The organism is Bacteroides sp., assembly GCF_028690125.1.
Lineage (GTDB): Bacteria > Bacteroidota > Bacteroidia > Bacteroidales > Bacteroidaceae > Bacteroides.
Window position 1 is genome coordinate 1 of sequence record NZ_JAQVBV010000032.1, and the last position, 24,013, is coordinate 24,013.

General features: G+C 38.1%; 21 protein-coding genes and 4 pseudogenes. 10 read left to right on the forward strand and 15 right to left on the reverse strand.

Annotated features, from left to right (window positions below; genetic code table 11):
* The first annotated feature begins 3 nt into the window (after positions 1 to 3).
* Genes PHO71_RS18225 through ccsA form a run of 3 tightly spaced genes read left to right on the forward strand, consistent with a single transcriptional unit; the run spans position 4 to position 3,977 of the window.
* Positions 4 to 693, forward strand: coding sequence for a hypothetical protein (locus tag PHO71_RS18225; RefSeq protein WP_300206163.1), 690 nt, complete (start codon positions 4 to 6; stop codon positions 691 to 693).
* 20 nt (positions 694 to 713) lie between these two features.
* Entirely contained in the window at positions 714 to 1,868 is a 1,155-nt protein-coding gene (locus PHO71_RS18230; RefSeq protein WP_300206073.1) for a Rid family hydrolase, read from the forward strand.
* Positions 1,869 to 1,889: 21 nt separating this feature from the next.
* The gene (ccsA, locus tag PHO71_RS18235; RefSeq protein WP_300206075.1) at positions 1,890 to 3,977 is read left to right on the forward strand and encodes a cytochrome c biogenesis protein CcsA; all 2,088 of its coding nucleotides are present in this window, start codon (positions 1,890 to 1,892) and stop codon (positions 3,975 to 3,977) included.
* On the opposite strand, the gene PHO71_RS18240 is transcribed toward ccsA, so the two are convergent.
* The 6 genes from PHO71_RS18240 to PHO71_RS18265 all read right to left on the reverse strand — a co-directional run bounded on the left by PHO71_RS18240 (position 3,974) and on the right by PHO71_RS18265 (position 12,054).
* Entirely contained in the window at positions 3,974 to 4,399 is a 426-nt protein-coding gene (locus PHO71_RS18240; RefSeq protein WP_300206077.1) for a Fur family transcriptional regulator, read from the reverse strand. The genes ccsA and PHO71_RS18240 overlap by 4 nt on opposite strands.
* 12 nt (positions 4,400 to 4,411) lie before the next feature.
* Positions 4,412 to 6,280, reverse strand: coding sequence for a heavy metal translocating P-type ATPase (locus PHO71_RS18245; RefSeq protein ID WP_300206079.1), 1,869 nt, complete (start codon positions 6,278 to 6,280; stop codon positions 4,412 to 4,414).
* Positions 6,281 to 6,663: 383 nt separating this feature from the next.
* Entirely contained in the window at positions 6,664 to 8,991 is a 2,328-nt protein-coding gene (locus PHO71_RS18250) for a TonB-dependent receptor (protein WP_300206082.1), read from the reverse strand.
* Positions 8,992 to 9,084: 93 nt separating this feature from the next.
* Entirely contained in the window at positions 9,085 to 9,423 is a 339-nt protein-coding gene (locus PHO71_RS18255; RefSeq protein ID WP_300206084.1) for a hypothetical protein, read from the reverse strand.
* A gap of 83 nt (positions 9,424 to 9,506) precedes the next feature.
* Positions 9,507 to 11,105 (reverse strand): aspartate:alanine exchanger family transporter, encoded by a 1,599-nt coding sequence (locus PHO71_RS18260; RefSeq protein WP_300206086.1) that lies wholly within the window; start codon positions 11,103 to 11,105, stop codon positions 9,507 to 9,509.
* Positions 11,106 to 11,154: 49 nt separating this feature from the next.
* A complete protein-coding gene (locus PHO71_RS18265; RefSeq protein WP_300206088.1) occupies positions 11,155 to 12,054 on the reverse strand; it encodes a cation diffusion facilitator family transporter in 900 nt (299 codons plus the stop codon).
* 254 nt (positions 12,055 to 12,308) lie between these two features.
* Between PHO71_RS18265 and PHO71_RS18270 the strand changes: the two genes are divergently transcribed.
* Positions 12,309 to 12,566: a hypothetical protein gene (locus PHO71_RS18270; RefSeq protein WP_300206090.1), complete on the forward strand. Its 258-nt coding sequence runs from the start codon at positions 12,309 to 12,311 to the stop codon at positions 12,564 to 12,566.
* A 208-nt stretch (positions 12,567 to 12,774) separates the two neighbouring features.
* Here PHO71_RS18270 and PHO71_RS18275 read toward each other — a convergent pair whose 3' ends face one another.
* Positions 12,775 to 13,443, reverse strand: coding sequence for a bifunctional 4-hydroxy-2-oxoglutarate aldolase/2-dehydro-3-deoxy-phosphogluconate aldolase (locus PHO71_RS18275; protein ID WP_300206092.1), 669 nt, complete (start codon positions 13,441 to 13,443; stop codon positions 12,775 to 12,777).
* Positions 13,444 to 13,482: 39 nt separating this feature from the next.
* Positions 13,483 to 14,508 (reverse strand): sugar kinase, encoded by a 1,026-nt coding sequence (locus PHO71_RS18280; RefSeq protein WP_300206094.1) that lies wholly within the window; start codon positions 14,506 to 14,508, stop codon positions 13,483 to 13,485.
* Between the two features lie 252 nt (positions 14,509 to 14,760).
* Here PHO71_RS18280 and PHO71_RS18285 point away from each other — a divergent pair, with 252 nt between their 5' ends.
* On the forward strand, positions 14,761 to 15,825 hold the full coding sequence (locus tag PHO71_RS18285) for a LacI family DNA-binding transcriptional regulator (protein WP_300206096.1): 1,065 nt from the start codon (positions 14,761 to 14,763) through the stop codon (positions 15,823 to 15,825).
* Positions 15,826 to 15,943: 118 nt separating this feature from the next.
* On the opposite strand, the pseudogene PHO71_RS18290 reads toward PHO71_RS18285, so the two are convergent.
* From PHO71_RS18290 to PHO71_RS18300, 3 pseudogenes are all read right to left on the reverse strand, one after another.
* Positions 15,944 to 16,105: pseudogene (locus PHO71_RS18290) on the reverse strand (transporter); the annotation flags it as partial.
* Positions 16,103 to 16,288: pseudogene (locus PHO71_RS18295) on the reverse strand (HlyD family secretion protein); the annotation flags it as partial. The pseudogenes PHO71_RS18290 and PHO71_RS18295, both read right to left, overlap by 3 nt.
* A 35-nt stretch (positions 16,289 to 16,323) precedes the next feature.
* Positions 16,324 to 16,491 (reverse strand): annotated as a pseudogene (locus PHO71_RS18300) (TolC family protein); the annotation flags it as partial.
* A 165-nt stretch (positions 16,492 to 16,656) separates the two neighbouring features.
* On the opposite strand from PHO71_RS18300, the gene PHO71_RS18305 reads away from it, so the two are divergent.
* The 4 genes from PHO71_RS18305 to PHO71_RS18320 are packed head-to-tail and all read left to right on the forward strand — an operon-like array spanning position 16,657 to position 19,156.
* Positions 16,657 to 17,244: a hypothetical protein gene (locus PHO71_RS18305; protein WP_300206098.1), complete on the forward strand. Its 588-nt coding sequence runs from the start codon at positions 16,657 to 16,659 to the stop codon at positions 17,242 to 17,244.
* Positions 17,245 to 17,541: a transcriptional regulator gene (locus PHO71_RS18310; protein ID WP_300206100.1), complete on the forward strand. Its 297-nt coding sequence runs from the start codon at positions 17,245 to 17,247 to the stop codon at positions 17,539 to 17,541. It begins immediately after the preceding gene.
* 24 nt (positions 17,542 to 17,565) lie between these two features.
* Entirely contained in the window at positions 17,566 to 18,912 is a 1,347-nt protein-coding gene (gene creD / locus PHO71_RS18315) for a cell envelope integrity protein CreD (protein ID WP_300206102.1), read from the forward strand.
* Positions 18,913 to 18,928: 16 nt separating this feature from the next.
* Positions 18,929 to 19,156 carry a hypothetical protein gene (locus PHO71_RS18320; RefSeq protein ID WP_300206104.1) on the forward strand — a complete coding sequence of 76 codons (228 nt, stop codon included), beginning with the start codon at positions 18,929 to 18,931 and terminating at the stop codon, positions 19,154 to 19,156.
* Positions 19,157 to 19,591: 435 nt separating this feature from the next.
* On the opposite strand, the pseudogene PHO71_RS18325 reads toward PHO71_RS18320, so the two are convergent.
* The 4 genes and pseudogenes from PHO71_RS18325 to PHO71_RS18340 all read right to left on the reverse strand — a co-directional run bounded on the left by PHO71_RS18325 (position 19,592) and on the right by PHO71_RS18340 (position 22,362).
* Positions 19,592 to 20,107 (reverse strand): annotated as a pseudogene (locus PHO71_RS18325) (DinB family protein).
* A gap of 44 nt (positions 20,108 to 20,151) precedes the next feature.
* Entirely contained in the window at positions 20,152 to 20,610 is a 459-nt protein-coding gene (locus tag PHO71_RS18330) for a hypothetical protein (RefSeq protein WP_300206106.1), read from the reverse strand.
* A gap of 227 nt (positions 20,611 to 20,837) precedes the next feature.
* On the reverse strand, positions 20,838 to 21,281 hold the full coding sequence (locus PHO71_RS18335) for an N-acetyltransferase (protein ID WP_300206107.1): 444 nt from the start codon (positions 21,279 to 21,281) through the stop codon (positions 20,838 to 20,840).
* 64 nt (positions 21,282 to 21,345) lie between these two features.
* Positions 21,346 to 22,362, reverse strand: coding sequence for a LacI family DNA-binding transcriptional regulator (locus PHO71_RS18340; RefSeq protein ID WP_300206109.1), 1,017 nt, complete (start codon positions 22,360 to 22,362; stop codon positions 21,346 to 21,348).
* A gap of 199 nt (positions 22,363 to 22,561) precedes the next feature.
* Between PHO71_RS18340 and PHO71_RS18345 the strand changes: the two genes are divergently transcribed.
* On the forward strand, positions 22,562 to 24,004 hold the full coding sequence (locus PHO71_RS18345; RefSeq protein WP_300206111.1) for a mannitol dehydrogenase family protein: 1,443 nt from the start codon (positions 22,562 to 22,564) through the stop codon (positions 24,002 to 24,004).
* The last annotated feature ends 9 nt before the right edge of the window (positions 24,005 to 24,013 follow it).

The following is a 24,013-nucleotide window of genomic DNA, read 5'->3' on the forward strand; positions in this document are numbered from 1 at the left end:
ACCTTGATTTCCATAGTCATTAGTTCATGTGATGACGGACGGATTTATGAAAAAACAGTTCATATTCCCCGAGAAGGTCGTACCTTAAAATTGACCGGTAAGATTAATGGGATAGATAAATGGACTAATGACTATAATATAGTTGTGGCAGGCTTTGATGATAAGAGCGAGTATGCCATTATATCAAAGATAGTCTCCACTTCGGTAGGAGAAGACGACAATACTCAAGTAATCATGGCAGGTATTAGCGATGATGTAACAAAAGTAGAACTATGTGCTATTGACAGGTTGAGAAGACGTGTGGTAACATTCTGCTCGATAAATAGCAGTACTGCGGAAGCCGATACGATCAGAATGGATGCAGGTACGATTGACGTCAGTATGTACCATGCAATCCAGACCCACATTTTCACCACTAGCTGTATCGGTTGTCACGGTGAAAGTACAGAGGCAGCAGCCCAACTACATCTGACAGAAGGAGTAAGTTATAGCGCATTGGTCAATCAACCTTCAACAATTAACGGGAATATATTACGAGTAAAAACCAATAATACACAAGAAAGCCTTCTACATCTTATATTAAATAGCAATGATTATACACATCACCCACATACGGATATACTTCCCGCCAAAACCAAAACAGAATTATTGGAACTGATCGACAGTTGGATTGATGATGGTGCACAACAGTAATTAGTAATTTAAAAATTGATATGAACAACAATAAGCAACAAACTATTTATTCAGAAAACACTTTAACCGAGATATTTAAATATGAAGTAAAAACCGGAGTTTCGGAGTATCATGTAATGATTCATTCCACTAATCCGGAAGCTACTTATGAGGAGCAATTAAATGCCATCATAGATACTTATTATCAGTTACGTGAGAAAGAACTGCATCGAGCAATCACCGTCTTCGAACGCTATTTCCTAAGTGATGCTTCTAATCAAGCAGATGCATTGTTGGCTATAACAGCAGAAAGTACAGATTGTGCACTCTCCGTTGTAGAACAACCGCCATTGAATGGGACAAAAGTCGCCTTATGGATTTATCTTCAAACCAATGTACAGACTCAGGTTCTCCACAATGGTCTATTCGAAGTAAAACACAGTTCCTATCGTCATTTCTGGGGAGGCAGCGCTTTCAATCGTGCAGCAAATTCGGAATACCAAACCCGCTTACTATTGAACGACTATGTGATGCAACTCATAGATCAAGGCTGTAAATTAGCCGACAACTGTATCCGCACCTGGTTTTTCGTACAAAATGTAGATGTAAATTATGCCGGCGTAGTAAAGGCAAGAAATGAGGTCTTTGTCACTCAGGATCTAACAGAAAAAACTCACTACATTTCCAGTACAGGAATTGGTGGACGCCACGCAGATACTAAAGTTCTGGTTCAGATGGATACATACGCGGTAGATGGTTTAAAATCGGAACAAATTCACTTCCTTTACGCACCGACTCATCTAAATCCGACTTACGAATATGGCGTCAGCTTCGAACGTGGAACATATGTAGATTATGGAGATCGACGTCAGGTATTCATCTCCGGAACAGCAAGTATCAATAACAAAGGTGAAGTGGTGTATCCCGGAGATATTCGTAAACAGACCAAACGGATGTGGGAAAATGTAGAAGCTTTATTGCAAGAGGCTGAATGTACGTTCGATCATATAGGACAGATGATCGTATACCTACGTGATACCGCAGATTATATTGTTGTTAAAAAAATGTACGACAAACGTTTTCCAAGCACACCCAAAGTATTTGTTCATGCCCCCGTTTGTCGCCCGGGATGGTTGATTGAGATGGAATGTATAGGAGTGAGAACTTGTGAAAACAAGGAGTATCCTTCCTTTTAGTTTTGCTAAATAGTTATGCCGTTGAAAAAGTTACTTGTTATTTTATATGGCTGTCTCATCGTTCTGCTTGCCGCAACCACTTTTGTGGAACAAGTATACGGGACAGATTTCGTAGAAAAGAATATATATCATACAATTTGGTTTTGTTGTTTGTGGGGAGCAATAGTCGCAACAGCTTTCGTTGTTCTCATCCGACGTTCTCTATGGCATCGGCTTCCTTTATTGTTGTTTCATGGCTCCCTCTTTGTTATCTTGGTGGGGGCTATGATCACATTTATCGGAGGTAAGGAAGGTTATATACACTTACGACCGGGAATGGTGGAAAGATGTTTTCAAGAAAAGGAAAACGGAAATCAGATAGACTTACCGTTCACTATGCGCTTAGACAGTTTTCAGGTGAAATATTATCCAGGGACTGAAGCGCCAGCCGATTATGTCAGTTATTTCACTTATTCCATACTGGGACAGGAAGAGAATTCATCTCAGGAATGTATCTCTATGAACCACATCTTTACTTTTCAAGGTTATCGTTTTTACCAGTCATCGTTCGATGATGACAAGCAAGGTAGTTGGTTGTCTGTAAATTATGATCCATGGGGAACAAGAGTAACATATACCGGATATATTTTACTCGGCATTTCCATGATTAGTTTATTATTTTCACGCAAAGGTAAATTCCTTCGACTGCTAAATCACCCTTTATTAAAAAAAGGAGGATTATTCGTAACCTTTCTTTTATGTTTAACGGGAAGTATGCAAGGGCAAAAGAAAACACTCCCCGTTCTCACACGAATACAAGCGGACAGTCTGGCTTATAAACAGGTGATCTACAACGACCGTGTAGTACCATTGAATACCTTAGCCCGCGATTTTGTACAAAAACTCACAGGGAGTACATCTTATAAAGGATTGACTCCCGAACAGGTATTGGGAGGATGGCTACTTCGCCCTGAAGTATGGAAAGATGAACCTATGATTTATATAAAGAACACCAAACTACGGCATCTACTTGAATTAAAAACAGCTTACGCACGTCTAAGTGATTTATTCAACGGTTCCACCTATCGTTTACAAGAATATTTTCAGCAAGAGCAGGAACAAAGTAAATTAGCAAAAGCAATTCAAGAAACTGATGAAAAGGTAGGTCTGATTTTGATGCTTACCAATGGAACGCTCATTCGTCCTTTGCCCAACGATGAAAATGTAATATCTCTTTCCCAAACAAAAGTAGAAGCAGAAATACTCTATAACTGTATCCCTTTCAGCAAAATTCTGTTTATGGTAAATTTATCATTAGGATTATTAGCTTTTGGGAGATTAATCTATTATTGTTTGAAACAAACACCTATTCCGGCAAATAAAAGAAACCTCTTTCATTTCACCAATCTATTTTTCTCCATTTCCCTATATGCTACATTTTTATTTCAAATGGTTGGTTATTGCTTGCGTTGGTATATCAGCGGGCGTATTCCACTTAGCAATGGTTACGAAACCATGCAATTCATGGCACTTTGCATCCTTTTACTGTCTTGTTTGCTTCATCATAAATTTCCATATACCCTCCCATTCGGTTTTTTACTCTCCGGTTTTGCACTACTAGTTTCGTATTTGGGACAAATGAATCCTCAGATCACTCCTTTGATGCCAGTGCTTGTATCTCCATGGCTGAGTATACATGTCTCATTGATTATGATGTCCTATGCTTTGTTTGCATTTATCATGCTCAACGGAATACTTGCATTATGTATATGGAAAAGGAATTCTTCCATTTCCAAGTTTGCATACAGTAACGAGCGAGTAGAACAATTGACATTACTCAGCCGTCTGTTACTCTATCCGGCAACTTTCTTTTTAGGCGCGGGAATCTTTTTAGGTGCAGTTTGGGCAAATATATCTTGGGGACGTTATTGGGCATGGGACCCTAAAGAAGTATGGGCTTTGATTACTTTTCTGGTGTATGGTGTAGCTTTCCACTCACAAAGTTTACGCATGTTCCATAAGCCCTTATTTTTCCATATCTATATGATTTTGGCTTTCCTGACTGTACTAATGACTTATTTTGGAGTAAATTACATTCTTGGAGGAATACACAGTTATGCTAATGGCTAAAAAAGATTAGCACAATCCGAACAAACACCCTTCACCATATAATTAATACTCTCCATCACGAATCCTTCCGGTAAATCAATGACCGGAATTTGTATTCTTTTGAAACAGAATGTACGATGGCATCTTTCACAATAAAAATGGGTATGCATATCATCTACACTACATACACACTCACTACTACAAACCTCATATTTCAAAGATCCGCTGCCATCTTCAATTCCATGTATCAGGTGGCGACTCAGAAATAAAGTCAATGTGCGGAAAATTGTCGATTTATCAACCGTATCCAATTTAGCTTCCAAGTCTGCCAATGAAACTGCATACGGCACATCCATCATTGCACGTAGAATCAATATGCGTATGGAAGTAGGCTTTATGCCTTTCTTCTCCAGTCGTTCTATATAAATTTGATTTGCATCCATTTTCAGCATCATTTATTTTAGTAATTTTCCGATACGCATTGCATTGCAAATAGACAAAAGTGCTACTCCGGAATCTGCAAATACAGCTTCCCACAATGTAGCAAGCCCCCCTGTGCCCAAAATCAGAATAACAATCTTAACTACAAATGCAAAGGTAATATTTTGCCAGACAATACGATGGGTATACTTTCCTATTTTTATCGCCGTTGCCAATTGAGATGGATGGTCATTCTGTATCACGACGTCTGCTGTTTCAATAGCGATATCACTTCCCAAAGCTCCCATCGCAACTCCTACATCACTTAAAGCCAAGACCGGAGCATCATTTATACCATCACCAACAAAAGCAACCTGACGACCCTCTCGTTTCAAGGTCTCCAGATGTTCCACTTTTCCACCCGGTAATAAATCTCCGTAAGCTTTATCAACTTCCAATTTCCGGGCAATACTCTGTACAAGGGCATCCTTATCTCCTGACAATATTTCAATCTGCCGGATTCCCTGTTTCTTCAAATCTTGAATAGCCTGGTGTGCATCTTCTTTCAGTTCATCTACTAATACGGCACAACCTATATATTGTTGATCACGGGCACATAATATCAGACTCTCCGGCACAGAACGTAACTCCATGGGATAAGCTATATGTAGTTTATCCAACAGACGATAATTACCAACCACCACTTGTTGTCCGTTAATCTTTGTTTCCAAGCCGTATCCTGCCATTTCTTTCGAAAACTCCACGGGAAGAACCGGAATGTTTTCTTGTTTGGCATACTCCACCACAGCCTTTGCCATCGGATGCGTACTTTGACTTTCAGCAGAAGCTATGTACTGTATAATCTCTACGTCAGGAACAATTCCAATAACTTTATCCAATTTAAATTTACCGGTAGTCAATGTGCCGGTTTTATCAAATACTACGGTATCAATCTTTGTTATAGCATCTAAGTAGTTTCCTCCTTTAAATAAAATACCCCTGCGGGAAGCTGCTCCTATACCTCCGAAATATCCTAATGGAATACTGACAACCAATGCGCAAGGACACGCTATGACCAGAAATACCAATGCTTTATATAACCAATCAGCAAATACATAATTGAACGTAGGTTGCAAGATACCATAGATAAAAGGTAAACTCATAATTAATAAAGCTACTCCCATTACCACGGGGGTATAAATACGAGCTATCTTTCTCATAAAAACTTCAGTCGGTGCTTTCCGTTCTGCCGCTTCCTCCACCATCGCCAAAACACGTGATAAAGCACTCTGATCTGCCGACCTGTTTACTGTCAGATGAATCATACAATCCGAAGGAATCATACCAGCCAACACTTCTTCTGATTGTTTCAACAAGCGGGGAACACTCTCTCCCGTTAAAGCTGCCGTATTCATAAGAACCGATTCATTCTGTAATGTGCCATCTAAGGGTACTCGCTCACCTACTTTTACTTCAATAGTCTCTCCAATCTGTACCTCTGCAGGAGAAACAATTTGGAATTTACCTTCCCGCTGTACAGAAGCTGTCTGAGGACGCATATCTAATAATGCTCGAATATTGTCACGTGCTTTATCGACTGCACTCTCTTGTAATTTCTCGCCAACTGCATAAAACAGCATTACGGCAACTCCTTCCGGATATTCTCCGATAATGAAAGCACCAATCGTAGCAAGACTCATTAACATAAACTCATTAGCAAAATCTTTCTCTCTCAATGATTCCAATGCCTCTTTCAAAACAGGAAGTCCCACAGGTAATATTGCGATGATATACCAAACTAATCTATCATATTTTCCGAGAAAGCAATCTAATTCAAAATGAGAAGCTAAAATCCCGCCTATCAACATCAGGAACGAAAAACATTCATAACGATACTCTTTCATATTCTTCTTTTTTTCTTTCTTTGACGGCAAAAATAGGGAGAAATAAATGCAAACTGGTTGCAAAGGCGCTATTCTCATTATTTATTGTGATTTATTCTTATTATTATACCTATTCCATGGGATTCTACGAATAAGCTCATCTCACTATCTTTGGAGTATAAATATAAATTTAATTAATCACAATTTATTACGTATCCACATTTGTATAATATGCAGAAATACGATCGAAGTGATTTTTTCCAATCTGCTGTTTCATTTAGAGATTGTTTCTTTGCAACTATTAATATGGACAATATAAAAGTATGTAAGTTACTTATTCTCAAAGTAAAATGTCCGACCTATGAAGACTGGACATTTTACTTTATGCTGTGTAGACAGATTCGTTAATAGCTGATTTTCACCCCTGCAAAGAAACTTCTGGGCAATGAAGGACCGTAAATATAGCCGGAATCACGGTCGGGACCTTTATCAAAGTCATTTTGATAAGAATTAAACATATTCTGTATACCGGCATTTACTTGTAAACTCATTGATTTATAAAGTTTGAAGTCGTAAGCAGCTTTCAAACTAAGATCAAAGAAATCTTTGGTAGTGACTGTGGTCGGAGCTTCCAGATAGCCGGGTACCGCTTCATGAGGAATCAGCATAGAGCCCGTATAAGTTCCCGATAGAGCAATGGATAGAGGTTTAACCGGAGTATAAGTAGCCGTAACATACCCATACGTATTCGGGGTACGCATCATCTTCTTTACTTTCGGTGCTTCTTTATTCCACTCATGCGGTTCATCATAATGACTTTGTTGTAATGTTACCCCCGCTTGAACCTGAAACTTATTCAGATAAGCCATTTTTCCTTCCAAAGTGATTCCCATTACCTGTGCACCGGGTGCATTGTAACGTGTACGTTTCAAAATTCCGTCTACCACTTCTCCATCTGTCAAGGCAAAAACGTCTGATAACTTTGTATAGAATCCTTCAACCAGAAAGTTTACCTGAAAAACTCCGAAACGATGGTAAACATCTGCGGAAGCACTCAAACTATTGGATCTTTCTTCTTTCAGATTGTCAGCCAGCTCAATCATTGCTACGTTACCGCCTACATTCTCAATATGCAAATCTTCATCAAATGCCTGAGGCGCACGGAAACCGGAAGAGTAGCTTATACGAAAGTTTATATCTTTCGTCGGATTAAAACGTAAATTAGCACGGGGGCTGAAAATAACATGATCAATCAGGTTATGCTTATCAAAACGTCCACCAATCAGGAATCCCCAATAATCATTCTTCCATTCATTTTGTAGGAAGGCACTATAGATATCGACGGTTTGTTTGGTATGTCTGTTGTACCCCCACATATTATCTTCCAAACGATCCTGATTAAACTCAATCCCCGCAGTCAAATCAGAAGGCATAAAAAGACATTTATCAAAAGTATAAATGTATTGAGATCCTGCCATCCAATTTAGGTCAGTAGTATTTCCATAAGCATCCAAATCCTGTTTACCTCCATAATAGCTATCTCTATCGATATGCTGCGCAGAAGCAAACATATTAAAACGATGTTTCTCATTCGGAGAGAAATAATCATATTTTAATCCTCCGCCGTTAATAGAATGTTCGGTCTGTTCTGCAACATTTGCTTCATGCGGTGGACGGTTTAGTAAATCTCCTCCTCTTCGGAATTCTTCCATATGATGATACTCAAATGTCAGTTTTGAATAAATACTAGTTTTCAGAAAAGAGCGGAGTCCTACTGTCTGTCCATGTAGTTTTGGGATTTCCGAATAACCGTCACCATCATAATCGTAAGCTGAGCGATGACGATTTTGTCCGAAAATATATAGTCCGGCACGCTGGTTATCTGTCACAAGGGAAGCATTTAAGGCAGTGCTGTTATCAAATGAGTCTCCATCTCCGATACCGGTTATTGTATGCGACAGCATACCTGAATTACGAATCGGTTCTTTAGTGATAATGTTGATAGTACCTGCAATAGCTGAGGAACCAAACAAAGCCGAACCTCCCCCACGCATTACTTCTACACGCTCTATCATACTGACGGGAATCTGCTCAATACCGTATACACCGGAAAGCGCACTAAATATAGGACGAGAATCTAACAAAATCTGCGTATAAGGACCATCCAAACCATTGATTCGTACTTGTTGAAATCCACAGTTCTGACAATTAGATTCCACACGGACACCTGGTTGAAAACTAAGTCCCTGCGCTAATGTAGTAGAATTTGTATTCTCAAAGATCTTCAAATCAACCACATTCACTAATGTCGGAGCCAAACGACGGGTCGTTTCACTTCGATTGGCAGATACGACTACCCCATCTAAAGCCACCGCATCTTCTTCTATTTCAAAATCTTCCTCCAAAGTACGACCTTTTTTTAATGCTACATTCTTGGTAACCGTCTTATAACCAACGGAACTTACTTCAAGTATAAAATTGCCTTCAGGAAGATTTTTTAGAAAGTAATGTCCAGTTGCATCCGTAACTGTCCCAATTGTAGTTCCTTTTAATGCAATCGTAATGTATGGCAAGTGTTCTTTCGTGTTTTTATCAAGAATATGCCCGATGATATTAGCATCGGATTTACGTAATTCCGGATATTCAGAATGCTCATCTTGAGCAGCTTGTCCTTCGATGGCAGGCAAAAATGCACAGCACAGACAGACAAGCGAAAATATGTATTTTTTCATTTTTCGTTCGTTGTTCGTTTTTATAAATACTGACTTGATAGAATAGAGATTTGGAGCCTGTGTAAAGAACCAGGCATTATCTTCTATTTTAAACTAATAGACACGAACAACCGGTGGTGCCCGAAGGGCTACCACCCCATAATAAGGTGCATGATAATGTAAAAGTTGCGGACGTTTCAGCAACAAACACAATAAGCAAAGGCTAGCTAAAGAAACAAGAAAAAGAGTAGCAACACCATCAGTTACCAAATGAGATAACAGTTGAATGGATAACAGCTCAACCGTAGTATGGCTATGCGCCGCCCCTTTCTTAAAAGGGTGTGAATGGACAATTGTCGCTCCATTGACCACATGTACGTGGGCAAAAGATGTAATGCCTGCCATGTACGAAACAAACAGTACCGGCAGAAAGTAACGCATTATATGGAGCATCAATTGTTTCACTTCTTTATTTATTTAGAAGCGGCAAAGATACAAACTATTCTTTTAGCAATCAATCCTTATTAATAATGATTTTAATATATGGCTGAAGCTATCACTTGGATAAATAAAATAAGAAATACCATAGCAATCGGATAAACAGTTGCATAAGCTACGCTAGGGATATTACTGTCCACCATCGAATCGGCAGCAGCCAAACCTGGTGTACTGGTCATACCACCAGTAATCGTTCCTAATAAATCTAAGAGATTGATCTTAAATACTAAACGACCGACAATAGTAGCAACTAACATAGGAACCAAAGTGATAGCAGCACCTACCCCGAACAGCAACAATCCGCTCTCCTGGAAAGTGGCTACCAGATTCTTTCCGGCAGAAGTACCAACTTCCGCAAGGAAGAGTAACAAACCTAATTGGCGCAGTAACTGATTGGCAGGTCCAGACATAGACCAAAGAATAGGTCCTGTTTTACCAATAGCACTCAGGAAAAGTGCTACCATCAATATTCCTCCGGTCAATCCGGGAGAAAAAGAAAGGCTATCTGAAAAGGATATGTTCAATTTGCCGAACAATACCCCCAGTACAATACCCATCGCAATCGGAAAAAAATCCGTATCAGATAGTTTTTTCACATCGTTACCCAGCAACCGGGCTATTCCCTTGATTCCTTCTTTCTCACCAACGATCATCAGTTTATCACCAAACTTCAATGCGAGATCCGGAGAAGGAGATAAGTCAATTCCGCTTCGACGTACACGAGTTACCGTACAACCAAAGTTTTTTTGCAGATTCAAATCTCCCAATTGCTTATTAATCATATCTTTTTTAGTAAGCAACAAAGATTCTATTTCTTGAGTTTTATCCAATGGTAGTTCTCCTTCTTCGCGCTCTCCTACCAACAATGCAAGTTGATTCAACGATTCATCACTACCTACAGCCTGAATATAATCCCCTTCATGCAATACGGTATGTGCTGTAGGAATTGATATCTTATCTTTATGTTTAAGACGGGAAATAACAGCACCTGTCATGGCTCGTGCATTAATTTGCATTAAGCTACGGTTAAACACATTCGAGTTAGTTATACAATAAATACAAGTTCTCAATTCCGGAAACTGTCCACGACGTTCTATTTCTAAACGGCGTGCTTCCTTGTCCAGATCTACCCTCATTATTTTAGGAAGCAGTTTCACAAACAAAATTACACCAATAACCCCGAAAGGATAAGCTATACCATAAGCAATCGACGCCAAAGGAGAATTGGTACTATCAATAGCTACTGCTAGTCCCGGTGTACTAGTCAGTGCTCCGGCAATTAACCCAACCACACTTGGTGTATCAATATCAAAAGCATACTTCAAACCAACTGCGGTCAGACAAGCGGAACTAATAATAAGCATAGTAATGAGAATCAGCGTCTTCCCTTTACTACGAAAAGAATCAAAAAAACCAGGTCCCGCCTGAATACCAATAGTAAAAATGAAGAGTACCAAACCAAAATTTCCCAATTCCTTGGGAATAATAACGCCAAAATGCCCAAAAAGAAGAGCAATAAAGATTACCGCTGACACATCAAGCGATAGCCCCTTAATTTTGATTCTTCCCAGCATAAAGCCTAACGCAACAATCAGGAAGAGAGAAAAATAAGAGGACTGCAACAAGTCAATCAACATATTTAAAAAAGGTTAGTTAGTGTTAGGTCGGCAAAGGTACGGATTTATTTCAATCCTTACAACATTCAGCATCACAAGTCGTTTCCTCTCCTTCTATTTCTAAAGTCACATGATGAATGCCTGCCTGCTCCAGAACTGTCTTCACAGAACATTTCACTTGTTCCATTTTAGTGATATCCTCAATTACCAAATGAGCGGTTAATGCTGTTTCCGTTGTACTTATAGCCCAGATATGAACATGATGACAACTTTGTACTCTGGGCTGTTTGAGTATAAGTTTCACTATCTTTTGAGAATCAATACCTACCGGAACTCCATCTAATGATAAACGGAGACTGTCGTGAAGTAATCCCCAGGTAGAAATAACAATAATAACTGCAATCAACAATCCTATAATAGGATCGACAATACTCCATCCCGTATAAGCTATGACAAGTCCCGAAACAACTACTCCAACAGACACTAACGTATCAGCCGCCATATGCAAATAAGCCCCTTTCACATTCAAATCCTTCTCTTTATCTTTCATAAACAACCATGCTGTAATAGCATTGATAACCACTCCCACTCCGGCAGTCCAGGCAATAGCCGAACCATCAACCGCTACCGGATGAAACATTTTATCAATACTCTCAGCTATAATAATTCCTACTGCTACCAATAAAATAACTGCATTCAACAAGGAGACAAGTACTGTACTCTTTTTATATCCATAAGTATAACGACTATTAGGACGTACCCTTTGCAACCTGAAAGCAAGCATTGCCAATACCAGACTAGCCACATCTCCCAAATTATGTCCGGCATCAGAAAGTAAACCTAAAGAATTGTAGTAAAAGCCCACACTAAATTCAACAATAACGAAAGCTACATTAAGAGCTATTCCTATTATAAAAGCTTTATTGAGTGAAGTCAGCTGGTGATTATGTTCGTGATGATAAGTTTCCATATTATATTGTTTTAATATCTTAAAAACATTTTATACAATGAATTAGTTCATACTTTAGATGAATGCTCCTATCCTCTTAAATAATCGTCAAATTGACTTAAATCAAATCCTTTAAAAAGAATCGGTTTCTCATGTACCGCCAAGTAGTTTTTTAATTACCTTTGTCTCCGTTTGTTTGAAAAGACCTTTTGAACTCTGTCTATATACTATGTTGTAACCAACTATAAATGTATTCAATTAAAAAGGTAAAGAAAATGTCTACAGAAATACAAACTAATATAGCAGCAACGGACAGCAGCTTGATATCAACTGCCATTGTACCGCAAACTGCCGATTCTGTTCAAAAAACACAGAATTTAGTAACAGCTAAAGCCTATACAATGGTACCTCCACGCAGGAGTTTTGACGAACAACGTCCATTCGTTTTTTCTATTATCGGCTTTGCTGTATTTTATATTGCAGTACTTGTGATCGGACGAATCATCAAAACCAGAATAATACACCGTTCTTAAAAGTATGTTGCAAGTTCCCTTTATTATATAAAAAACCATCGAAATGTTTACTCATTCCGATGGTTTGCCCCTTTAAACACCTTAAACAAAACATAAATATGCCTCATCACTAACAGAACTAACTAACCAATAGAGGCATATTCTAGAAAAGCTGACTGTTATCAGCCTTTTTCCTATTTACCAATCCCAATCATTTATTTAATAAGTCTTATTTACGTGCCTCAGCAATATATCCAAGAGCTTCTTTACATTTTTCTGTTACATAGGTCCAGTCTTCTGCTACCACTCTGTCTTTCGGAAACAGCTTAGAACCCATGCCCACACAGAATACACCTGCCTTAATCCATCCGGTCAAGTTCTCTTTGGTGGGTTCTACTCCACCGGTAACCATCAGTTTAGACCATGGCATGGGAGCCATCAATCCTTTCACAAAATTAGTACCATATACATCCCCCGGGAATACCTTGCAAAGATCACAGCCTACTTCTTGTGCGAAACCTACTTCTGATACAGAACCACATCCTGGTGTATAAGCTACCAAACGACGGTTGCAAACTTTTGCTATTTCAGGATTAAACAACGGACCGACCACAAAGTTTGCACCTAATTGTAAATACATTGCAGCTGTAGCCGGATCAACAATAGAACCAATACCAATTGCCATTTCCGGACATTCTTTAGCTGCATATTTCACGATCTCAGCAAACACTTCCTGAGCAAAGTCACCGCGGTTAGTGAACTCAAATGCGCGAACACCACCTTCATAACAAGCCTTTACTACTTTCTTTGCAACTTCTGCATCTTTGTGGTAGAAAACAGGAACCATCCCTGTGGAGCCGATCTTATTCAATACGGCTATTTTATCGAATTTTGCCATCTCTAATTAAAGTAAGAATGAAAAATTAAAAATAAAGAATTAGCGTTGTACACGACCACTGGCATCACCACCGGCCAATGCTTCAACTTCTTCAACAGAAACCAAATTAAAGTCACCATTAATAGTATGTTTCAAAGCAGAGGCTGCAACGGCAAATTCAAGAGCTTCGCCTTGACTAGCTTTCGACAGCAGACCGTGAATGATACCACCTGAGAATGAGTCACCACCACCAACTCGGTCGATAATCGGATCAATATCATAACGTTTTGAAGTATAAAACTCTTTTCCGTCATAGATCATTGCTTTCCAACCATTATGAGTAGCAGAAAAAGATTCACGAAGGGTAGAAACCACATATTTGAATCCAAATTCTTTCATCATCTGTTGAAAGATTCCTTTGTATCCTTCAGCATCTGTATGACCTCCTTCAACGTCCGCATCGGGTTTGAAGCCCAGACAAAGCTCTGCGTCTTCTTCGTTGCCGATACATACATCCACATACTTCATCAAAGGTTTCATGATAGACTGTGCTTTTTCTTTTGTCCACAGTTTCTTACGGAAATTCAAGTCTACGGATACAGTTACCCCATGACGTTTTGCAGCTTCACAAGCCAGACGAGTCAATTCGGCAGCCTTATCTGAAATAGCCGGAGTAATACCAGACCAGTGGAACCAATCAGCACTTTCCATGATAGCATCAAAGTCAAAGTCACCGGCTTCAGCCTCAGCAATAGCGGAATGAGCACGGTCATAAATTACTTTACTGGGACGCATAGAAGCACCCGTTTCCAAATAATAGATACCTACACGGTCACCTCCACGAGCAACAAAGTCTGTTTTTACCCCATATTTGCGCAAAGCATTTACAGCAGATTGTCCAATTTCATGTTTCGGCAATTTGGTTACAAAATAGGCATCATGTCCGTAGTTGGCGCAGCTCACAGCAACATTTGCCTCTCCTCCTCCATACACTACATCAAAAGAGTCAGATTGCACAAAACGAGTATTACCCGGAGTTGATAATCTAAGCATGATTTCACCTAATGTAACTACTTTCTTTCCCATAATTCTATGTTTTAAATTCTAAATTATTGATATAATAAAGTTTCAAATTATCATTTTTCGCTTACCTACAGGTATAATACACTGATAATTTGATCATTAATTCATAAATAAGCAAGCCTCACAAACCTTTCGTGTGCGGACACAAAGATACAATAATTTTCGTAATTACAAAAATTGTTATATATTTGTGGAATAAATATTAAGATTATTATTGTGCACGAGCACATAAATTTAGCATAAACAAGGGATCGTATGGACAAATTGCCCGAAAGAATTAGGATTAAAGACATTGCTCAGTTAGCAAATGTATCTGTAGGAACAGTAGACCGCGTAATTCACGGTCGCAGTGGAGTTTCAGAAGCCAGCAAGAAACGAGTGGAAGAAATACTTAAGCAGTTGAATTACCAACCTAATATGTATGCCAGTGCACTCGCTTCTAACAAAAAATATGCTTTCAGCTGTCTTTTACCTCAACATATGGAAGGAGAATATTGGACTGCTATTGAGGCTGGGATTTACGAAGCGGTTACTGCTTATTCAGATTTCAATACTTCGGTAGAAATCAACTATTATGATCCGTATGATTACCATTCGTTTGTCAATGCAAGCAAAGCTATTTTAAAAGAAAAGCCCGATGGAGTGATGGTCGCTCCGACAGCCCCGCAATACACGAAAGGTTTCACCACCCAACTGAAAATGCTGGATATACCTTATATATATATAGATTCAAAATTAGAAGATGTACCTCCCTTAGCCTTTTTTGGACAGAATTCACGCCAAAGCGGATATTTCGCCGCCAGAATGCTAATGTTACTTGCCAGAGAGGAAAAGGAAATTGTTATTTTCAGGAAAATACATGAAGGCATTGTCGGTTCTAACCAGCAGGAGAGCCGGGAAATCGGTTTCAAACAATACATGAAGGAACGTCATCCATCATGCAAGATATTGGAACTTGATTTACATGCAGAACGTAATGACGAAGATAATCAAATGCTGGACGATTTTTTCCGTACTCACCCTGACGTGAATACCGGAATTACTTTTAATTCCAAAGTTTATATTATTGGCGAATATATGCAAACGCGTGAGAAAAAGAACTTCAACCTGATCGGTTACGACCTTCTGGAGCGGAATGTGACTTGCCTAAAAGAAGGCAGTATCTCTTTCCTTATTGCTCAGCAACCGGAACTACAAGGATTTAATGGGATTAAAGCACTCTGCGATCACCTTATTTTTAAAAAAGATGTTACTTGCATCAATTATATGCCTATCGACTTATTGACTGTAGAAACTATCGAATACTATCATAGCAAATAAGAATCAGATACAACAAACCAAGTATATTATACAAATCAATCCTGCCGGCAATATGACTGTTGCTACTGTCAATCTTGCGGCAGGAAGTTTCTATTTAATATTAAATTCCGCTCACTCACTAAACCATATCACCTCCTGTCTTGGCAAATGTAACACGGATTGTTTTATGGAATGGAATAAAATGGGACACAACAGCTATAATAATCGATATCACAAGCAAATACCCTAAAATCTCTTTAAGTCCTAATTACAAGCTTTGTTGCTGTAAAGTTCCATAAAGAGGAGCCACATATTGATCTACAAATGCATCATTTGTCACTTCATAATTGATGCAACGCCAAAAATAAGTTGCCGTCCACCATAATCGGGAACCTGCAAGCAAAATACACACCATGTTCAGGATAATATTACGTACTCTGACTTTTTTCAATTTCTGCTGTTTTTCCTCTAATTTATTTGCCATAATATTCATTTATTAAAAGACGCCCGCATGAAGTATTAAAGATGTCCACAAGGCTTCTGAAATTGATAATAAATGTAAATCACACGGGTACGTGCAGCAACCAAGTGCAATTGGATATTCAAACGCACCGAATTGGCATCCAACAAATCAGCCAGAATAGCCAACTGATTCAAATAGCGATTCTACATAATCCGATGATACTTCGACAAGTTCAGAATAACAAAAGAAAATGATAGCATACAATCACCTTTAGAACAGTCTCATAGAAGTATTATAATCCTATCAAAGTCAAATTTCAAAATAAATGTGATTAATTGTTGGTCATATGAGATCTTTTATTTTACTTTGCGACACAAAGTTCTTTTTATATGAATAAAGATAAAGCATTAGAATCGGTAAATGAGATAAAAGAGTTGATGGAAAAGTCCTCCAAGTTTATCTCGATCAGTGGTTTCGCAGCTATTATGGCTGGAATTTATGCATTAACAGGTGCATGGATCGTAGTTGCAATTCCCAGCCTGAAGGCTAATTTGGAATCTATGGTTATAGTTGGTTTGATTGTACTAGCAACTTCAGCAATTACGGCCGTTATCCTCTCCTATAATAAATCAAAGAGAATGCGGCAAAAGTTTTTCAGTAAACTGGCTTATCGGACATTATGGAATTTTTCTCTTCCAATGCTAACCGGCGGGATATTATGTATCTCTATTCTGTGGCATGGTTATTATGACATCTTATCTCCCATCATGCTCTTATTTTACGGATTAACTTTAGTGAACGTTTCCAAGTTCACCTATTCTAATATAGCATGGTTGGGATACGTTTTCATTTGTTTGGGAATGATAGACAGCTTTTGGGAAGGTCATGCTCTTCTATTTTGGACCATAGGATTCGGCGGGTTTCACATACTGTATGGAATACTATTCTACATTCATTACGAAAGAAAGAAATCATAAATGATAGAAGCATTTCAAAATATTAATAAAGCATTCGAGAGCAAAGTCCGACTTGGTATTATGGCTGTCTTGATGGTCAATGAAGAGATGGATTTCAATGCTCTGAAAGAGTTGCTTTCTTTGACGGACGGAAATCTGGCCAGCCATACCCGTGCATTGGAAGAGCTCAACTATATCGAATGCAACAAAGGATTTGTAGGGCGAAAACCTAGAACAGTTTTTCGAGCTACTACGCAAGGAAAGGAAGCCTTTAAAGCACATATTGAAGCCTTAGAGAAATTTTTAAAATCAACATAATCATTCATTAACACAACTATTCTTATGGACGGTTTCAATGAAAAATTAAATGAGCAGACACAGCAACCAATGGGATGTCTGCATCGTTTCTCAAAGACGATTAAGATCCTTATCGTCGGAGGACTGGTAATTCTACTGATGATACCTATGTTCATGATTGAAAATCTGATAACCGAACGGGGACGAACGCAAGAAGAAGTTATCAATGAAGTTAGTGAGAAATGGAGTCTGGCACAAACGATTTCCGGACCTTATCTGAATATCCAATATCCGTCTGTTACAGAGAACAATGCCAAGAAAGAAGTGTTGATCAAAAATTTAATACTCTTCCCGGATGAACTGCTGATTGATGGCCAGTTGAAAACGGAAATTCTTAAAAGAAGTCTTTATGAAGTGAATGTATATCAATCCGAACTAACGATGAAAGGCTCATTCAGTTCCGAAGAGTTGATAAAAAGCAGAGTAGATATGGACAATCTGAAATTTGATCAAGCTGCTATCTGCCTGAACCTGACTGATCTAAGAGGTATCAGCGAGCAAATCAGCATCACTCTGAACGATTCTGTGCATATATTCGAGCCGGGAATGGATACAAGGGGAATTAACAATACAGGAGTTCATGCTATTGCCGACCTTTCTGCTTTGAAAACGGACAAAAAATTACCTTATGAGATCAAAATCAAATTAAAAGGTTCCCAGTCTATTAATTTTATTCCATTAGGAAAAACAACCCGGGTAGATCTGAAAGCTAACTGGAATACACCTAGCTTTGTAGGAAACTATCTGCCCAATAATAGAAACGTCACCGAAAAAGATTTCTCTGCACAATGGCAGGTACTCAATCTGAACCGCAACTATTCGCAAGTTATAATGAACTATAATCCAAATATCAAAGATATAGAAAATTCGAGTTTTGGAGTTAATTTCAAAATTCCGGTGGAACAGTATCAGCAATCCATGCGTTCGGCAAAGTATGCTATTCTCATTATCTTATTGACTTTTGGGGTGATCTTCTTTACCGAAATTATGAATAAGACTCGTATCCATGCCTTGCAATATCTATTAGTGGGACTGGCACTTTGCTTATTCTATAGCCTACTCCTCTCCTTCTCCGAACATATCGGCTTTAATCCCGCATATCTGTTATCGGCAGCATTAACCGTCCTATTAGTAGGCGGATATATGCTCGGTATTATCAGAAAGAAAAAACCTGCATTTATCATGGTGGGGCTATTGAGTATACTTTATCTATATATATTTGTCCTCATCCAACTGGAGACCTTTGCATTGCTAGCCGGTAGCTTAGGATTATTTGCTATTTTAGCTATTGTGATGTATTTCTCAAAAAAGATAGACTGGTTCAATGAATAACCAATAACCTGAGCATATGAACAGAAGTAGAATATTAACCATTATGGGTATCATTATGCTTGCAGGAATTGCCACACTAGGATTCTTCGGATTTCCCATCGGCATTCTTATAAGCTCGATAGTCGGACTTTGCTTTGGTCTCTACAAAAAAGAGAAGTTATTCATTCAATGGTGTTCTATAGCCTTTATTCTGGATGTAGCTTTTATTATTTATTTCTGCATTCAACTTCAGCACATGAATTGAACGGGAAACTCAATAAATAAACTGTTTTCTCATGAAGTACTTGACAAATGACTTTTTTTGTTGTATCTTTGAGGAAAGAAAAGAATAAAAAAGGATGAATAAAATAAGAAAAATAAATACATAAAAACATTTAAGAACATAATATTCCATTAGCATTAAAACAGCTATTTATAGGACATTAATTAACCAATTAATGTCCTATTTTATTTCTATCAGACTGTAATTTGCCCTATGATTCGCTAATAAGCCCTCAAAATAGTTTATTAATAAATTTGAATACAATTTATGCATAAACGTGCACTAAGTTTATTCATAAACTTAGTGCACGTTTATTAGAAACCAGATTACAACTGTAATGAATTATAAACATCCATTTCACTTGATCGGGAAGCAGTTTATTTCATCAGAACACTTTGATAATTTAATAATACATAATCATTTTTTCATCCATACGATAGAGTATCCTAATCTCCTCTTTATATCTTCCATTTCGGCACAATGCCACATTTCATGTTTAAAAACTCCATGATAATGCTTCATATTTTATTTCAGCAACAGGATACCTGAATGGATGAGTTCTAGTTTTCCCAATAAAATATCATCATTCAATGTTCCAAGATTGTTTATACAGATTTTATGAATAGTTTCCGATTGTTCCCATAATTTTTCTGCCGGGATTAAATCTTTTCCAATAGAACGATGCAAAGTTCCCATTTCATTGAATATACTTTTATATTCCTTAATAGGAAGTACACTCTGCACGTTCTCATTTTCTCCGGTTATGGTACTTATTGCATGAAAATTCTGTGAAACTAATAAATGTCCGAACTGCCAGACAAAATTAGAATCTGTTTCTTCGGGAATAATGTACCATAAATTCTCCGGTAGTTTTGCTATCAAACTATTTACGAATGTTCAGCCTCCGATAACCTACTCCTCCAAAAATTGAATTTAGTTCATAACTATATAAATAAAGAGACAAAGAAACCTCTGCATTAGGATGAGAAAGCTACAAAAATTTGTCGCACCAAGTCATTATGAACATCTATCCATAATTTCGCAACTCTTTTATCTATTAAAATTGAAATTTCAGTTTTATATTTGGGTGAGAGTATTGCTTTAAATAAAGAAGGAAATTTTATAGATTTTGAATTCTGTACATATTCAAAACTATTGTTTAATGGTATCTGTATTGGTGTATTTGATATTTCACTAAAAGCTCTTTTGTAAGTCCTATATTGTGAACACTTACATATATCTTTTAAGTCTATTCGCAGAAGAACACAATCACTGTTTGTTATAGAATCTTTATATTGGTCGTCTGTAAATAAAGAAGTTTTCTCTGGAATTATATATTTTATCACTTCATTTATTGCAAACTGTAGTTTCGCTGTAATATGTACAAAGACATTTTGTTGTGTTCTTGTTGACATTTGCATGAATGGCATTGTCATTCTCCTAGGTTGATTAATGTATTGCATAGTATATTAAATTAATGGTTTAGTGCAAAAATACTAATAATTTTGTATTTCATCTTGATATCTTCATTTTTTTAATTACATCCTGTTTTCATTACCTTATTTCAAATTAATTACAGAATGATTCCACAAAATCCATTCTACAATGGAGTATAATGGCTTTTTTCTAGACAGTTTTATATCTTTTTCCATTGTGACCGATACTAAAATATCTTCTTCAGATATACCATATCCACCAACTGTCTGCCATCTTCATAAATAGGATGATCATAATTATCCGTAAAAAAATTCTTTAATCGATGAGAGACAGAAAAGCCGCAAAACTCATAAAAAGAAATAGCAGATGGGACATCCCCCGTACCAACCAACATTGCAGAGGACCTATCACGATAATGCTCAAACAGAAAATCAATCAACTTTTTTCCGTACCCTTTACGCTGAAAAGCCGGACTAGTGGCAATATTCTTGATTTCATGAATTCCGTCGCCTTCGGAAGTTACAACACAGATAGCTTTCAACCCATTCTCATACAAAGCAAACATTTCACCACGTTCCAAGTATTTGTCAATCATACTTTCCTGCTCATCTGCCAATAACAATAACTCGAGAAATTGTTTCTTATTGGAGGTAATCTCTTTAATTTCCATATTCTAATACCACTCTATAAAAATAGAATTAACATTCAACTCTGTTTTTCTTCTATCTCTCAACTTACGAAGATTTCTTAGCACTGGAAGCACGCAATTGAATTTCCGCATCCAACACAATGGAATGATTGGGAGATAAAGGATTTTTTATCTTTTCCAAAATCGACTTTGCAGCTTCCTGTCCCATTTGGAGCAAAGGCGGTTCTACCGTAGTAAGTTGCGGATAGACAATAGTCGAAAGCACCGTTCCCGAAAAGCTGGCTATGGCAACTTCTTCCGGAATTTTTTTATTCAACTCCCTGAGTCTGTTCATAGCTCCAATAGCCAACGTATCAGTAAAAGCAAAAACTGCATCGAAAAGCAATCCTTTCTCCAGTAACGCATCGGCTGCATCTTCTCCGTCTTTGAAAGTCAGACCTGTTTTAAGCAACATATCCTTTTCAAACGGAATATTGAATTTAGACAATGCGTCTTTATATCCTCTTGCCCGCTCAATAGAGTTATATACATCATCCGGTCCCTGCAAATGCACGATACGTTTACAACCTTCCCGAATTAAATGTTCCACCAAAAAGAAAGACTTCAAATAATCGTTCACGATAATTTGAGAAACATTCATGCCATGAGGAATACGGTCAAAGAAAACCATTGGCATTTCCGCTTGCTGTAAACGGATATACTCATCTTTATTTTCTTTATAACTGCACAAACTAATAATGATACCGTCCACCATAAAGCGTTCCATCATCTTTAGGTTCTCTCTTTCTTTAGCAGGATCTTCTCCCGATTCGGCAATAATCACCTTTATTCCATTCGCATAAAGTATACTTTGTATACCGTTAATTACTTGTGAAGCGAATGGGGTAACCATTTCAGGAACAATCACTCCAACCGTATTCGTATGTCCATACTTCAGATTGATAGCCACCGGATTGGGTTTATATCCTAAAGCTTTTGCCGTTTCGAGCACCTTTTCTTTCGTCTCCTTTCGTATATTCTTGTCATTCATCAACGCACGGGATACCGTTGAAACGGATAAAGATAGATGACGGGCTATATCTTTGATAGTGATATGCTTCATGGAAGTTTCTGTTTAAGTTAAAGCAAAAGTATGAATTTGCAACGACAATTCCTAATTCGTTGAGAACGTTTGCAGATTTTGGGAACGTTCCCGCAATCGTTTGCAGGCAAATCCCCGAGAGAAAAAGATATTTATCATATTTCGCCTCTTATTTTTGCTATACCAAATTGAAGTTGAATTTTATAAAACAAAAGAAATCATGAAGACACAAGTTATCTCTTACAGTTACAATCGTACACAGGTTAAAACCGGTATTTTACACATTGGCGTTGGAAATTTCCATCGTGCCCATGAAGAATATTACACGAGTCTGTTGTTAGACAATCCTACCCAACAAGGCTGGGGTATCTGCGGTGCAATGTTATTGCCAAGTGATGAACACTTATACAGAGCACTTAAAAAACAAGAAAACGAATATACATTAACGGTTTGCGGACGTGACGGAAAAGACGAAGTTTATCGTATCGGTTCGCTGGTAGAACTAATCTGGGGAATTGAAAATCCGGAAGCTGTAATTGCAAAGATAGCCGATAAAAATATCCGGATTATCACACTGACCATCACGGAAGGTGGATACAACATTGAGAAAAGTACCGGTGAATTTATGCGGGAAGATGAAAATATCAATTATGATTTGACTCACCCGGAGGCTCCCAAGACAACATTTGGTTTTGTAGCCGAAGGATTACGCAGAAGGAAAGATGCCGGAAACGGACCTATCACTATCTTATCTTGTGATAACTTGCAACATAATGGCCATACTGCCCGAAAAGCATTTACCAGTTTCATTAAAGCACAAGACCCGGAACTGGCAGCATGGATAACCGAAAACGTAACTTTCCCAAACAGCATGGTAGACCGTATTACACCAGCTACGCGTCCTGACGATATCATCCGTTTGAACACTCAAAACAGAACGGTGGATGAAGCCCCTGTCTATTGTGAAGATTTCGTCCAATGGGTAATTGAAGATAAATTTATTGCAGGTCGCCCGGCATGGGAAGAGGTCGGAGTAGAATTCACTCAGGACGTTACTGCCTACGAAAACATGAAACTCAGTCTTTTGAATGCCTCTCATCAATTACTTTCATATCCATCCTTCCTAAGCGGTTATCGCAAAGTAGATGATGCAATGCACGACGAACGGATAGCTAAATTTGTCCGTATGTTCATGGATGTAGATATTACACCGTATGTTCCGGCACCGGGAAATACCGATCTGGATTTATACAAGCAAACATTAATTGAACGTTTCGGAAATCGTTCTGTCAGCGATCAGGTAGCACGCTTATGCTTCGACGGTATATCTAAATTCCCGGTATATATAATGCCGAATCTGATCAAAATGATCAAGGATCACGCAGACCTCTCGCGAGTAGCTTATCTTTTTGCCACTTACCGTCACTATCTCAAATACAAAGTTGATGACAAAGGTATTGTGTTTGAAATAGCCGAACCATGGATGACGACCGAAGATGAAGCCCTGATCAATAGCGACGATCCAATCGACTTCCTGGGACTGTCACCTTTTCAAAGCACAGATTTGAAAGCTGCCGGTGATTTCGTAAAGCAATATCTGCAAATGGCGGATGCTATTAAAGAAAAAGGTGCGATGCCTGTTTTGGAAAGTATATTAGCTTAATAAAAAGGT

Bases quoted from the DNA above. Each gene is read 5' to 3' on its own strand.
- PHO71_RS18230 (WP_300206073.1), top strand. From the start codon at position 714: ATGAACAACAATAAGCAACAAACTATTTATTCAGAAAACACTTTAACC.
- PHO71_RS18240 (WP_300206077.1), bottom strand. From the start codon at position 4,399: ATGGATGCAAATCAAATTTATATAGAACGACTGGAGAAGAAAGGCATA.
- PHO71_RS18245 (WP_300206079.1), bottom strand. From the start codon at position 6,280: ATGAAAGAGTATCGTTATGAATGTTTTTCGTTCCTGATGTTGATAGGC.
- PHO71_RS18250 (WP_300206082.1), bottom strand. From the start codon at position 8,991: ATGAAAAAATACATATTTTCGCTTGTCTGTCTGTGCTGTGCATTTTTG.
- PHO71_RS18255 (WP_300206084.1), bottom strand. From the start codon at position 9,423: ATGCTCCATATAATGCGTTACTTTCTGCCGGTACTGTTTGTTTCGTAC.
- PHO71_RS18260 (WP_300206086.1), bottom strand. From the start codon at position 11,105: ATGTTGATTGACTTGTTGCAGTCCTCTTATTTTTCTCTCTTCCTGATT.
- PHO71_RS18265 (WP_300206088.1), bottom strand. From the start codon at position 12,054: ATGGAAACTTATCATCACGAACATAATCACCAGCTGACTTCACTCAAT.
- PHO71_RS18270 (WP_300206090.1), top strand. From the start codon at position 12,309: ATGTCTACAGAAATACAAACTAATATAGCAGCAACGGACAGCAGCTTG.
- PHO71_RS18275 (WP_300206092.1), bottom strand. From the start codon at position 13,443: ATGGCAAAATTCGATAAAATAGCCGTATTGAATAAGATCGGCTCCACA.
- PHO71_RS18280 (WP_300206094.1), bottom strand. From the start codon at position 14,508: ATGGGAAAGAAAGTAGTTACATTAGGTGAAATCATGCTTAGATTATCA.
- PHO71_RS18285 (WP_300206096.1), top strand. From the start codon at position 14,761: ATGGACAAATTGCCCGAAAGAATTAGGATTAAAGACATTGCTCAGTTA.
- PHO71_RS18305 (WP_300206098.1), top strand. From the start codon at position 16,657: ATGAATAAAGATAAAGCATTAGAATCGGTAAATGAGATAAAAGAGTTG.
- PHO71_RS18310 (WP_300206100.1), top strand. From the start codon at position 17,245: ATGATAGAAGCATTTCAAAATATTAATAAAGCATTCGAGAGCAAAGTC.
- creD (WP_300206102.1), top strand. From the start codon at position 17,566: ATGGACGGTTTCAATGAAAAATTAAATGAGCAGACACAGCAACCAATG.
- PHO71_RS18320 (WP_300206104.1), top strand. From the start codon at position 18,929: ATGAACAGAAGTAGAATATTAACCATTATGGGTATCATTATGCTTGCA.
- PHO71_RS18330 (WP_300206106.1), bottom strand. From the start codon at position 20,610: ATGACAATGCCATTCATGCAAATGTCAACAAGAACACAACAAAATGTC.
- PHO71_RS18335 (WP_300206107.1), bottom strand. From the start codon at position 21,281: ATGGAAATTAAAGAGATTACCTCCAATAAGAAACAATTTCTCGAGTTA.
- PHO71_RS18340 (WP_300206109.1), bottom strand. From the start codon at position 22,362: ATGAAGCATATCACTATCAAAGATATAGCCCGTCATCTATCTTTATCC.
- PHO71_RS18345 (WP_300206111.1), top strand. From the start codon at position 22,562: ATGAAGACACAAGTTATCTCTTACAGTTACAATCGTACACAGGTTAAA.